This is a genomic window from Serratia proteamaculans (genome assembly GCF_949794035.1).
In the GTDB taxonomy this organism is placed as follows: Bacteria; Pseudomonadota; Gammaproteobacteria; order Enterobacterales; family Enterobacteriaceae; genus Serratia; species Serratia proteamaculans.
In genome coordinates, this window is sequence record NZ_OX461105.1 from 794801 (window position 1) to 808031 (window position 13231).

8 protein-coding genes are annotated in these 13231 nt (G+C 55.0%); 7 read left to right on the forward strand and 1 reads right to left on the reverse strand.

The annotated features are described in order from the left end of the window. The first annotated feature begins 119 nt into the window (after positions 1 to 119). A complete protein-coding gene (dgt, locus tag QOT07_RS03610) occupies positions 120 to 1637 on the forward strand; it encodes a dGTPase (protein ID WP_207979249.1) in 1518 nt (505 codons plus the stop codon). Positions 1638 to 1828: 191 nt separating this feature from the next. Next, complete coding sequence (gene degP, locus QOT07_RS03615) at positions 1829 to 3259, forward strand: serine endoprotease DegP (protein WP_099063061.1); 1431 nt, start codon at positions 1829 to 1831, stop codon at positions 3257 to 3259. A 59-nt stretch (positions 3260 to 3318) separates the two neighbouring features. Here the strand turns inward: degP and barA are convergent, their stop codons facing one another. Next, positions 3319 to 6039 (reverse strand): two-component sensor histidine kinase BarA, encoded by a 2721-nt coding sequence (barA, locus tag QOT07_RS03620; protein ID WP_262261706.1) that lies wholly within the window; start codon positions 6037 to 6039, stop codon positions 3319 to 3321. 188 nt (positions 6040 to 6227) lie between these two features. Between barA and QOT07_RS25890 the strand changes: the two genes are divergently transcribed. The 5 genes from QOT07_RS25890 (at position 6228) to eno (ending at position 13134) form a co-directional block, all read left to right on the forward strand. Then, complete coding sequence (locus QOT07_RS25890) at positions 6228 to 6503, forward strand: hypothetical protein (protein WP_391575253.1); 276 nt, start codon at positions 6228 to 6230, stop codon at positions 6501 to 6503. 60 nt (positions 6504 to 6563) lie between these two features. After that, positions 6564 to 8795 carry a GTP diphosphokinase gene (gene relA, locus QOT07_RS03630; protein WP_099063059.1) on the forward strand — a complete coding sequence of 744 codons (2232 nt, stop codon included), beginning with the start codon at positions 6564 to 6566 and terminating at the stop codon, positions 8793 to 8795. A 162-nt stretch (positions 8796 to 8957) separates the two neighbouring features. Continuing rightward, positions 8958 to 9752 carry a nucleoside triphosphate pyrophosphohydrolase gene (gene mazG / locus QOT07_RS03635; protein ID WP_085120255.1) on the forward strand — a complete coding sequence of 265 codons (795 nt, stop codon included), beginning with the start codon at positions 8958 to 8960 and terminating at the stop codon, positions 9750 to 9752. Positions 9753 to 10119: 367 nt separating this feature from the next. After that, positions 10120 to 11757 (forward strand): glutamine hydrolyzing CTP synthase, encoded by a 1638-nt coding sequence (pyrG, locus tag QOT07_RS03640; RefSeq protein ID WP_099063058.1) that lies wholly within the window; start codon positions 10120 to 10122, stop codon positions 11755 to 11757. An 81-nt stretch (positions 11758 to 11838) separates the two neighbouring features. Further along, positions 11839 to 13134, forward strand: a complete 1296-nt coding sequence (gene eno / locus QOT07_RS03645) for a phosphopyruvate hydratase (RefSeq protein ID WP_099063057.1) — start codon at positions 11839 to 11841, stop codon at positions 13132 to 13134. Positions 13135 to 13231: the final 97 nt, after the last annotated feature.

Below are 13231 nucleotides of genomic sequence, written 5' to 3' on the forward strand. Positions count from 1 at the left end.
TCACTGATTGGGTGTGGGAATTTCGCCATAGTCTATCATGGCTCTCATAGAGAGATAATCCGTTGCATATGCCGTCGGGAATTGTTATCACGGGGCAGGGTACAACGGCGGAGAAACAGATGTCCGGGATCGACTTTAAGCAGAAAATCAGCTTCCAACGGCCATTCAGCAAGCCAATTGAAGCCGAGGAAGAATACGATATTGTCCGGCAGTTCGAGAGCGATCGCGGGCGCATCGTCAATTCCGCCGCCATTCGCCGTCTGCAGCAAAAAACCCAGGTGTTTCCTCTCGAGCGTAACGCCGCGGTTCGCAGCCGCCTGACACACTCGATGGAGGTGCAGCAGGTCGGACGGCATATCGCCAAAGAGATCCTCAATCGTTTTAAACAGGACGGACGAATCGATGAGCTCGGCCTGACAAAACTACTGGATCCCTTTGAAAGCATTGTTGAAATGGCCTGTCTGATGCACGACATCGGCAACCCGCCCTTTGGTCACTTTGGCGAGTCCGCGATTAACAACTGGTTTTCCCAGCGGCTCGATCCCGCCAGCTGCGGCAGCGAGCCGGCCAGTAACGATCGTTGTCAGGTCAGTGCACTGCGTCTGCACGAAGGCGAGAGCGATCTTAACCGTCTGCGCAGCCGCATCCGTCAGGACCTCAGCCATTTCGAAGGCAATGCTCAGGCGATCCGGCTGGTGTACAGCCTGCTGAAACTTAACCTGACCTATGCGCAGGTGGGCTGTATCCTGAAATATACCCGCCCGGCCTATTGGGCCAGTGACATTCCCGTCAGCCATAACTACCTGATGAAAAAACCGGGCTTTTATCTGGCGGAAGAAGCGTTTGTCGATCGGCTGCGGCGCGAGCTGAATATGGGCGAGTTCGACCGCTTCCCATTGACCTATATAATGGAAGCCGCTGACGATATTTCCTACTGCGTGGCCGATCTGGAAGATGCGGTGGAAAAAAACATTTTCACCGTTGAGCAGCTTTACCAGCATTTAACCCAGGAATGGGGGGCAGTGTCGCCGGGCGATTTGTTTGATAAAACCGTGGCCAGCGCATTTCGCAAGATCGATCGCGGTGGCGCGCGACGCAGCAGCGAAGACCAGTTCTTCATGTATTTACGGGTTTTCACCGTGGCGCGGTTGGTCCCGCATGCGGCGCAGCGGTTTATTGATAACCTGGAGGCGGTTTATCAGGGGAACTTTAATCAGGCGCTGTTGGAGGATTCCAGCCCGGCTTACCAATTGCTGAAAATATTCAAAAATGTCGCGTTCAAACACGTGTTTAATCATCCGGAAGTCGAGCAGCTTGAACTGCAGGGGTACCGGGTGATCAGCGGCCTGCTGGATATTTACAGCCCGCTGTTGGCAATGCCGCTGGCGGATTTTACCCTGTTGGTGCAGGAAGACAGCCATCGTGCTTATCCAATCGAAACGCGTCTGTTTCATAAGCTGTCGACCAAACATCGGCTGGCTTACATAGAAGCGATTGAAGGCCTGCAACACCTGTCGCCCGAGCAGTTGGCGATCCGCGAGTATTATTTTCGTGCACGTTTGCTGCAGGATTATATCAGCGGTATGACCGATCTTTATGCTTATGACGAATACCGGCGATTAATGGCTGCTGAATAATTCATTCAGCTAATAAATATTATTTTAAGCACTTTACTGGACGGCGCGTTATCTATTTCGAGTTTTGTAAAGACGGACAATATTTGTTTACTATTACCAATAACCTGCGCTGGAACTTAGGGGTATTAATACGTTCTGACTATGCACAAAGACCGTAATACTTTCTGAACGACTTTATAAGAGACACACAGATGAAAAAAACCGCATTAGTTCTGAGCGCATTGGCTTTCAGTATTGGTATGGCGATGGGTCCGATGACGGCCAGCGCCGCAGAAACCGCTTCTTCCAGCACTCAGCAATTGCCAAGCCTGGCACCGATGCTGGAAAAAGTGATGCCTTCCGTGGTGAGCATCAATGTTGAAGGCAGCACAACCGTCAACACGGCGAAGATGCCGCCGCAGTTCCAACAGTTCTTCGGTGAAGACTCACCGTTCTGCCAGGACGGTTCACCGTTCCAGGCTTCGCCGATGTGTCAGGGCGGTGGGCAGGGTGCACCTGGCCAGGGGACTCAGCAGAAATTCCAGGCGCTGGGTGCCGGGGTGGTGATTGATGCCGCCAAAGGCTATGTGGTAACCAATAACCACGTGGTGGATAATGCCAACAAAATACAGGTCCAACTGAGCGATGGCCGTAAATTTGACGCCAAGGTGATCGGTAAGGATCCGCGTTCCGATATCGCATTGATTCAGCTGAAAGACTTTAAAAATCTGACGGCGATCAAGATGGCGGACTCTGAACAACTGCGTGTGGGTGATTACACCGTAGCGATCGGCAACCCGTATGGACTGGGTGAAACCGCCACCTCCGGCATCGTTTCTGCGTTGGGTCGTAGCGGCTTGAATATCGAGAACTACGAGAACTTTATCCAGACCGATGCGGCAATTAACCGCGGTAACTCCGGCGGTGCGTTGGTTAACCTGAATGGCGAGCTGATTGGCATTAACACTGCCATTTTGGCACCGGACGGCGGCAACATCGGTATTGGCTTTGCCATCCCGAGCAACATGGTGAAAAACCTGACGGCGCAAATGGTCGAATTCGGTCAGGTGAAACGCGGTGAATTGGGCATTATGGGCGCTGAGCTGAACTCTGAGCTGGCGAAAGCGATGAAAGTGGACGCGCAGCGCGGGGCATTTGTCAGCCAGGTAATGCCGAAATCTTCTGCCGCCAAGGCGGGCATCAAGGCCGGTGACGTGATTGTCACCATGAACGGTAAAGCCATCTCCAGCTTCGCGTCGTTCCGTGCGGAAATCGGTACTTTGCCGGTCGGCAGCAAAATGTCGCTGGGTATTATCCGCGACGGCAAACCGATTACCGTGGACGTCACGCTGGAGCAAAGTTCACAGACTCAGGTTGAATCCGGCAATATCTACACCGGTATCGAAGGCGCCGAACTGAGCAATGGCCAGACGGGCAGCCAGAAAGGCGTGAAGGTGGATAACGTTAAGGCCGGCAGCGCGGCTGCACGTATCGGCCTGAAAAAAGGCGACTTTATCCTGGGGGTTAACCAGCAGCCGATCCAGAATCTGGGCGAACTGCGTAAAATCCTCGACAGCAAGCCGTCGGTACTGGCGCTGAATATTCTGCGTGGCGACACCTCGCTGTATCTGCTGATGCAGTAATAGCTAACCAGTCCCAATCAGAGGCACGCTTCGGCGTGCTTTTTTTATTGCGTATGGCATCAGGCCAGGTGCGCGCGAGCCGCCTGGCTGACCAGTTCAATCTCATCCAACAGCTCCAGCCACTCCGGCTCCAGCTCATCATTACTGACGCCCTGACGCAGTTGCTGTTCAAGGTAGAAACACAGCTGTTTCAGGCGGGGTACGCCGCTGTAGCTGCAACTGCCGTGCAGTTTGTGGATCAAATCGAGAATGCCATCATCCGGCGTGCCGTCCAACATCGCTTGTACCCGTCCGCTGACCTGCGGCAGGAAATCGAGCAGCATCTGTAGCAGGTCATGCGCCAGATCGGGCTTGTTCGCGGCCTGACGCAGCGCCAGCGGCCAGTCGAGCGACAGCAGCGGCTGATTAAGCGGCGCTACCGGCTCCGGTTCGCCACTGTAATAACGTGCCAGTACGCGGGTCAGCATCGCTTCGTCAATCGGCTTGGCCAGATAGTCATCCATACCGGCCTGCAACAAATGTTCGCGCTCGCCACTGACCGCATGGGCGGTGACGGCGACGATCGGCGTCGAATTGTGGTGCGGCAGTTGGCGGATCAGCTCGCTGGTACGAATACCGTCAATATTGGGCATCTGGATATCCATCAGGATCAGATCCAGCACGTTGTCGCGCGCCAGTAGCAACGCTTCTTCCCCACTTTCACACAGCAGGGTCTTTTCCACCTGTTCGGCCAGCAGAGTGCCAATCAGCTTCAGGTTGGCCGGGTTATCGTCGACCGCCATCACCGTCAACGGCAGGCGTTTATGTTCCGGCAGGGCGGTGAGGCGCAGCGGGGTTTCCATACGCAGCAGCGGGAACAGACGGTTGCTGGTGATCGGCTTGATCAGGCAGCCGGCCGCACCTTGCTGTTTAAGCTGTTCGGCATTGATCTGTGACTGAGAGGGCAGCGCCAGAATTACCCGGTCGGCGATCTTCAATGCCGCCAACAGCTTGCTTTCGTGCTGTGCCATATTCTCGCGGAACGGGATCGGCACTCCCACCAGCAGGAAGTCGTAATTTTTCTTCGGTAACTGGGCCAGCGTTGGCGAATGGGTGATCACCAAATGGGTGACGCTCAGCATATTCAGCGTCGCCTGCGCCGCCATCGGGTTGGCTTCGATATAACCCAGGGTCTTGCCTTGCAGATCCGGCAGGTTTGACGGCAGCGACAGCATGCCCTCATGCAGATCAAGAGTGATATGGAACCAGAAGGTCGAGCCGCGGTTCAACTGGCTGTGGAAGCAGATATCGCCCCCCATTTCCTTCACCAGCTTCTGGGTGATCACCAGCCCCAGGCCGGTACCGCCGTGGCGGCGTGAAATACTGGCATCCGCCTGACGAAACGCCTGGAACAGCTGCGACTGCTGCCGTTCGGAGATGCCAATGCCGGTGTCATGGATCTGCACTTCCAGCTCCATCTGGCGATCCTGCTGGCCACGTAGCTCGACGCGGATATCGATGTTGCCGGTCTCGGTAAATTTGATCGCGTTGCCCAACAGGTTGGTAATGATCTGTTGCAGTCGCAATGAATCGCCAATCACCTGTTCCGGCACGTCGTTGTGCACATCCAGCGTCAGTTCCAGCCCTTTCTCATGGGCGCTGGGGGCCAGCAGCACTATCACTTCGTCCAGCGTCTCACGCAGCGAGAACGGGATATGCTCCAGTACCAGCTTGCCGGCCTCCAGCTTGGAGAAGTCCAGCACGTCGTTGATGATGGTCAGCAGGTTGTTGGCCGAGCGCTCGATGGTTTGCAGATAGTCGGTCTGGGTGACGCTCATCTCGGTTTTCAGCATCTGGCGGGTAAAGCCGATCACGCCGTTGAGCGGGGTCCGCAGCTCGTGTGACATGTTCGCCAGGAATTCGGATTTGATACGCGCCGCTTCCTGAGCGCGTTTTTTTGCCAGGTCCAGCTCAACGTTCTGGATCTCCATCTGCTCCAGCGTTTCGCGCAGGTCGGAGGTGGCCTGATCGATATTCTGCTGCATCTCTTCATGGTAAGCGGTGAGCGACATCGCCATCGAGTTGATGCCGTTTTTCAGCATGTGCAGTTCGCCGAGCATAAAGCCTTCGACCCGACTGTCGAGCTGGCCACGGCGGATGCGGTCAACGGTGTTCACCATATTGCGGATCGGGCCTGTGACGTCACGCATCAGGCGGTAAGCAAACAGAATGGCGATACACATGCACAACAGCAGCAGCAGGGTGGAGACAAACACCTCTTTGTATTGCTGCAACCGGACTGACTGCAGATCCAGCTCGATCGCCACATAGCCCAGGCGGTTATCCTGCTGGGGATCGCTGCTGACGGCTTGGTCCGGATATTGGCTCTCCGACAGGATCGGGGTGCGCAGGATCAGCGAGTCGCCACGCCGTGTCAGCATCAGATCGGTGGGGATAGGTACCCCTTTCGGTAACTGCAATTGGGTAAAGTTGTGATGATAATTGGAGGTGACAAACAGATTGTTCTGCGCGTCGAACACCGTAATGGATCGCACGATATCCGAATGGCGACGGTGCAACAGGCTGACCAATTGCCTGACCGACTCACGGCTGCGGAACGTCATGCCGTACTCGCTGGCCACCGCCAGCGGTTCGATAATACTGGCACCGGCATCAACCAGCTGTTCCTGTAATTCATTGTAGCGGTGCACCACGAAGAAAGTGCTGAGCAACAGACCAATCAACAGCGTTGGGGCCAGAATCAGGATCATCATGCGCGCCCGCAGGCTGTATTTGGTCATGGGATTCCAATGTGGGAAAATTGCCGGACAGGCTCTACTTTAAATGAACCGGCACTCGATCGACAAACTATGGCGCACTTCTTTATTCGGCACCGGGCAGTGAGAGTCTCGAAAAACTGTGCGCTGAAACGCCGTATTATCAGAGCGACGGGCTACGCTTAGACTTTGGTTGGTGTGACTTTATTCAGATAAATAGCTTATTAAATCAGTTAATGGTGGGGCTTGCCCTTGAATGGCAGGCTATTCAACCCAATGTTCGGGTATTGGATCTGTTCTGCGGCCTGGGGCTTTTTACCCTGCCGTTGGCGCGACGCGCCGCTGCGGTGGCAGGCATAGAAGGTGTTGCCACACCGGGAGCGAATGGGCAATATAATGCACATAAGAATAGGCTGAGTCACGCCAGCTTCTTATCGTCTTGCGCGTGTGTGAATGTTGGAACGGTTTTCGCATACGGGGCATATTGAGTCAATGGCGCTGTTGATTAACGGTTTGCGCCAGAGGTCGCTGCAAAGTAGGGAGAGGTTATGGTTGCGGTAAGAAGTGCACATCTGAACACGGCTGGCGAATTTGCTCTCGACGAGTGGATTGCCAGCTTGGGGCTACCTAACCCGCAGTCATGTGAGCGATTAGCCGCAACCTGGCGCTACTGTGAGCAACAGACTCAGAATCACCCTAACGCCTCGCTATTGCTGTGGCGCGGGCTGGAAATGGTTGAAATCCTCTCGACCCTGAGCATGGACAACGACAGCATGCGTGCTGCGCTGCTGTTCCCGCTGGTGGATGCCGGTATTGTGGAGGAAGAAACCCTGACCGAAGCCTTCGGCAAGGGCATCACCTACCTGGTACACGGTGTCCGCGACATGGATGCCATCCGCCAACTGAAAGCCACCCAAAACGATTCGATGGCCTCCGAACAGGTCGACAACGTGCGCCGCATGCTGTTGGCGATGGTGGAAGATTTCCGCTGCGTGGTGATCAAGCTGGCGGAGCGTATCGCTCACCTGCGTGAAGTGAAAGATGCGCCGGAAGACGAACGCGTACTGGCGGCCAAAGAGTGTTCGAATATCTATGCACCGCTGGCCAACCGCCTCGGTATCGGGCAACTGAAATGGGAGCTGGAAGATTTCTGCTTCCGCTACCTGCACCCGGACGAATACAAGCGCATCGCCAAACTGCTGCATGAACGCCGCATCGATCGCGAGCAATTTATTGATGATTTCGTCGCTACATTGCGCGGTGCTATGGGCGACGAGGGCATCAAGGCGGATATTTACGGCCGCCCGAAACATATCTACAGCATCTGGCGCAAGATGCAGAAGAAAGCCCTGGCGTTTGACGAGCTGTTTGACGTGCGCGCGGTGCGCGTGGTGGTCGAGCGCTTGCAGGACTGCTATGCGGCGCTGGGGATTGTGCATACCCACTTCCGCCATCTGCCGGATGAGTTCGACGACTATGTCGCCAACCCGAAGCCTAACGGTTATCAGTCGATCCACACCGTGGTGCTGGGGCCGCGCGGTAAAACGCTGGAGATCCAGATCCGTACCCGCCAGATGCATGAAGACGCCGAACTGGGCGTGGCTGCGCACTGGAAATACAAAGAGGGTGCGGTTGCGACAGTGCGTTCCGGCTATGAAGAACGCATCGCCTGGCTACGCAAACTGATCGCCTGGCAGGAAGAGATGGCGGACTCCGGCGAGATGCTCGACGAGGTTCGCAGCCAGGTATTCGACGATCGGGTTTATGTGTTTACCCCGAAAGGTGACGTGGTGGATCTGCCGGCCGGCTCTACGCCGCTCGACTTTGCCTACCATATTCACAGCGACGTCGGCCACCGCTGTATCGGCGCCAAAATTGGCGGCCGCATCGTACCCTTTACCTACCAGTTGCGGATGGGCGATCAGATTGAAATCATCACCCAGAAGCAGCCGAACCCGAGCCGTGACTGGCTGAACCCGAACCTGGGCTACGTCACCACCAGCCGCGGGCGCTCCAAGATCCACAACTGGTTCCGCAAGCAGGATCGTGACAAGAACATCCTGGCCGGTCGCCAAATGCTGGACAGCGAGCTGGAACACCTCGGCATCAGCCTGAAAGAGGCCGAGAAGCTGCTGATCCCGCGTTACAACATGAATTCGCTGGATGAAATCCTGGCGGCGATTGGTGGCGGGGATATTCGCCTGAATCAGATGGTGAACTTCCTGCAGGGCAAGTTCAACAAACCGAGCGCCGAAGAGCAGGATCGCGAAGCACTGCGCCAACTGGTTCAGCACAAGGCGCCGGCGGCAACTCGCAGCAAGGACAACGGCCGGGTGGTGGTGGAAGGGGTAGGTAACCTGATGCACCACATTGCCCGCTGCTGCCAGCCGATCCCGGGCGACGACATTGTCGGCTTTATCACCCAGGGACGCGGTATCTCGATCCACCGGGCTGACTGTGACCAACTGGTGGATCTGCAGTCGCACGCGCCGGAACGTATCGTTGACGCCGTGTGGGGCGAAAGCTACTCCAGCGGCTATTCACTGGTGGTGCGCGTGATGGCCAACGATCGCAGTGGTCTGCTGCGCGACATCACCACCATTTTGGCCAACGAAAAGGTCAACGTGCTGGGCGTGGCCAGCCGCAGCGACACCAAAAAGCAGTTGGCGACCATCGATATGGACATTGAAATTTATAACCAGCAGGTGCTGGGCCGGGTATTGGCCAAGCTCAACCAACTGCCGGATGTGATAGACGCCAAGCGACTGCACGGCAGTTAAATCCCCTGGGTCTTTCGAGCCGCATCGTTGTTGGCCAAGCTCCGTGGCTTCAGTTATCGTAGGGGGCGAATATATTCGCCCCGATTGACTCGGGCGCTGCATGCAGCGCCCCTACGTTTCACCTTAATGACTGATGCCCATTCTTTTGTCAGAGACTTTCATATGACCCAATCTTCTCCGCTGCAACGCTTGCTGAACATCATGAAAACGCTGCGCGATCCGCAGGCCGGTTGCCCGTGGGACCGCAAGCAAACCTTCGCCACCATCGCGCCTTACACGCTGGAAGAAACCTACGAAGTGCTGGATGCCATTGAGCGCCAGGACTATGGCGATCTGCGTGATGAACTGGGCGATCTGCTGTTCCAGGTGGTGTTTTATGCCCAAATGGGCCAGGAGCAGGGGCTGTTTGACTTCGATGAGGTGTGCAATGCCATCAGCGACAAGCTGGAGCGCCGTCATCCGCATATCTTTGGCGAAGCCGATGCTGCGGACAGTGAAGTCGTTGCGGCGCGCTGGGAGCAGTTGAAGGCCGGTGAACGTGCTGAGAAAGAGCTGCATTCGGCCTTGGATGATATTCCTCAGGCGTTGCCGGCACTGATGAAGGCGCACAAAATCCAGAAACGCTGCGCCTCGGTCGGTTTTGACTGGCACACCCTGGGGCCGGTGCTGGACAAAGTGTACGAAGAGATCGACGAAGTGATGCATGAAGCGCGGCAGGCGGTGGTCGACGAGCAGAAGCTGGAAGAGGAAATCGGCGATCTGCTGTTCGCCACGGTGAATTTATCCCGTCATCTTGGTCACAAGGCAGAAAACGCGCTGCAGGCAGCCAATCGCAAGTTTGAGCGCCGTTTCCGTCAGGTGGAAGAGATCGTCAAACAGCGTGGACTGCAAATGGGTGAAGCCACGCTGGAGCAGATGGAAGAGGCGTGGCAGCAGGTTAAACGTCAGGAAAACTAATCCGCTGCGGTGCTGTCCTATGAATGTCGCAATGTTGATCGGCGACAAGATTTAGCCAAGCTGAAACGGTTAAGCTTTGGGTCATGGTTTGCTGAACCGCGACGTCCCGACAGTAAAACGCCAACAAACTGAAATCTAAGGTGTTTTATGGTTGCCAAAGGGCGGTAAATTGAGATTTTCCGTGCTAACTCATTGTTTTAAAAAGACCACCGAGGGTGTGCCGATAAGGTAAACCCGGATGAACTCCTGAGGGTGACAGAGATGATGGACAGTAAAACGATCGTTTGTAGGTCTGAAGAGGTTCGGGTATACTACTTTCCCGTCTTGGTTCTTCCATCGTCTTTAAACCTAAACTCTCAGGTTCAGCATGACAACTAATTATATTTTTGTGACCGGCGGGGTCGTATCCTCTCTGGGTAAAGGCATTGCCGCAGCCTCTCTGGCGGCTATTCTTGAAGCCCGTGGCCTCAACGTTACCATCATGAAACTGGACCCGTACATCAACGTGGATCCGGGCACCATGAGCCCGATTCAGCATGGGGAAGTTTTCGTCACCGAAGACGGCGCAGAAACCGATCTGGATTTGGGTCACTACGAGCGCTACATCCGTACCAAAATGTCGCGCCGCAATAACTTCACCACTGGCCGTATCTACTCCGACGTTCTGCGTAAAGAACGCCGTGGCGACTATCTGGGCGCAACCGTACAGGTTATCCCGCACATCACCAACGCGATCAAAGAGCGTATCCTCGAAGGTGGCGAAGGTCACGACGTGGTATTGGTGGAGATCGGCGGTACCGTGGGCGATATCGAATCGCTGCCGTTCCTGGAAGCCATTCGTCAGATGGCTGTGGAAGTGGGCCGTGAGCACACCCTGTACATGCATCTGACGCTGGTGCCGTACCTGGCCGCTGCCGGTGAAGTGAAAACCAAACCGACTCAGCATTCCGTAAAAGAGCTGCTTTCAATCGGTATTCAGCCTGATGTGCTGATTTGCCGTTCCGATCGCGCCGTTCCTGCTAACGAACGTGCGAAAATCGCACTTTTCTGTAACGTGCCGGAAAAAGCGGTTATCTCCCTAAAAGACGTTGATTCTATTTATAAAATCCCAGGCCTCTTGAAATCTCAGGGCCTTGATGATTATATTTGTAAACGATTCAGCCTCAACGCGCCGGAAGCCAACCTGGCCGAATGGGAGCAGGTGATTTACGAAGAAGCCAATCCGGGCGGCGAAGTGACTATTGGCATGGTCGGCAAATATGTCGAATTGCCGGATGCCTATAAGTCAGTGATTGAAGCCTTGAAACACGGCGGCCTGAAAAATCGTCTGACCGTGAACATCAAGCTGATCGACTCGCAGGATGTGGAAACCCGCGGCGTAGAAGTGCTGAAAGGTCTGGATGCGATCCTGATCCCAGGCGGCTTCGGCTACCGTGGTGTGGAAGGCAAGGTGATGACCGCGCGTTTTGCGCGTGAGAATAACATCCCTTACCTGGGCATCTGTCTGGGTATGCAGGTGGCACTGATGGAGTTCGCCCGCAACGTGGTGGGTATGGAGAACGCCAACTCTACCGAGTTTGTGCCAGACTGTAAGTATCCGGTGGTGGCGTTGATCACCGAGTGGCGTGACGAAGACGGCAACGTCGAAGTGCGTACTGAAGAAAGCGATTTGGGTGGCACGATGCGTGTCGGTGGCCAGCAATGCCACCTGACCGACAATAGCCTGGTACGTCAGATGTACGGCGAACCGACCATTGTTGAACGTCATCGTCACCGCTATGAAGTTAACAACATGCTGTTGAAGCAGATCGAAGCCGCCGGGCTGCGTGTTGCCGGCCGTTCTGCAGACAACAAGCTGGTTGAGATTATCGAACTGCCGAATCATCCGTGGTTTGTAGCTTGTCAGTTCCACCCGGAATTTACTTCGACGCCGCGTGATGGTCATCCGTTGTTCGCCGGCTTTGTGAAGGCCGCTGGTGAGTATCAGAAGCGCCAGGTGAAATAAAATATTTGGTAGGCGGCGCGCGGTGAGAACCGCGCGCTGTTTGTCTGGAGTTTTAGTTTAACTTGTACTGAGGAAAACCTAATGTCCAAAATCGTTAAAGTCATCGGTCGTGAAATCATCGACTCCCGCGGTAACCCGACTGTTGAAGCCGAAGTGCATCTGGAAGGCGGTTTCGTAGGTCTGGCTGCTGCGCCGTCAGGTGCTTCTACCGGTTCCCGTGAAGCACTGGAACTGCGTGACGGTGACAAGTCTCGTTTCCTGGGTAAAGGCGTACTGAAAGCCGTTGCTGCAGTAAACGGCCCGATTGCTCAGGCAGTACTGGGTAAAGATGCGAAAGACCAGGCTAACATCGACAAGATCATGATCGACCTGGACGGCACCGAAAACAAATCCCAATTCGGCGCTAACGCCATTCTGGCGGTTTCCCTGGCTGCTGCCAAAGCGGCTGCGGCTTCCAAAGGTATGCCGCTGTATGAGCACATCGCTGAGCTGAACGGCACCCCAGGCAAATTCTCTATGCCACTGCCTATGATGAACATCATCAACGGCGGCGAGCACGCTGACAACAACGTCGATATTCAGGAATTTATGATTCAGCCGGTTGGCGCGAAATCCCTGAAAGAAGCCGTTCGCATCGGTTCTGAAGTATTCCATCACCTGGCGAAAGTGCTGAAGGCCAAAGGCCTGAACACGGCTGTCGGTGACGAAGGCGGCTACGCACCAAACCTGGGTTCCAACGCTGAAGCACTGGCTGTTATCGCTGAAGCGGTAAAAGCAGCAGGCTACGAGCTGGGCAAAGATGTGACCCTGGCTATGGACTGTGCGGCTTCCGAGTTCTACAAAGACGGTAAATACGTACTGGCCGGCGAAGGCAATAAAGCCTTCACTTCCGAAGAGTTCACTCACTTCCTGGAAGACCTGACCAAACAGTACCCAATCGTGTCTATCGAAGACGGTCTGGACGAATCTGACTGGGATGGTTTCGCATACCAGACCAAAGTGCTGGGCGACAAAATCCAGCTGGTGGGCGACGACCTGTTCGTAACCAACACCAAGATCCTGAAAGAAGGCATCGATAAAGGCATCGCTAACTCCATCCTGATCAAATTCAACCAGATCGGTTCTCTGACCGAAACCCTGGCTGCTATCAAGATGGCGAAAGACGCAGGCTACACCGCGGTGATCTCTCACCGTTCAGGTGAAACCGAAGACGCAACTATCGCCGATCTCGCGGTAGGGACTGCGGCTGGCCAGATCAAAACCGGTTCCATGAGCCGTTCTGACCGCGTTGCTAAATACAACCAACTGATCCGTATCGAAGAAGCGCTGGGTTCACGCGCACCGTTCAACGGCCTGAAAGAAGTTAAAGGTCAGTAATAACGGCTTGGTTCGTTGCTAAATAAAAACCCGCTGCGGCGGGTTTTTTTATAGGTGTTATCCAGCGATTTATAATTCCAGTAAGTTATAGTGTGTT

Bases quoted from the DNA above. Each gene is read 5' to 3' on its own strand.
- dgt (WP_207979249.1), top strand. From the start codon at position 120: ATGTCCGGGATCGACTTTAAGCAGAAAATCAGCTTCCAACGGCCATTC.
- degP (WP_099063061.1), top strand. From the start codon at position 1,829: ATGAAAAAAACCGCATTAGTTCTGAGCGCATTGGCTTTCAGTATTGGT.
- barA (WP_262261706.1), bottom strand. From the start codon at position 6,039: ATGACCAAATACAGCCTGCGGGCGCGCATGATGATCCTGATTCTGGCC.
- relA (WP_099063059.1), top strand. From the start codon at position 6,564: ATGGTTGCGGTAAGAAGTGCACATCTGAACACGGCTGGCGAATTTGCT.
- mazG (WP_085120255.1), top strand. From the start codon at position 8,958: ATGACCCAATCTTCTCCGCTGCAACGCTTGCTGAACATCATGAAAACG.
- pyrG (WP_099063058.1), top strand. From the start codon at position 10,120: ATGACAACTAATTATATTTTTGTGACCGGCGGGGTCGTATCCTCTCTG.
- eno (WP_099063057.1), top strand. From the start codon at position 11,839: ATGTCCAAAATCGTTAAAGTCATCGGTCGTGAAATCATCGACTCCCGC.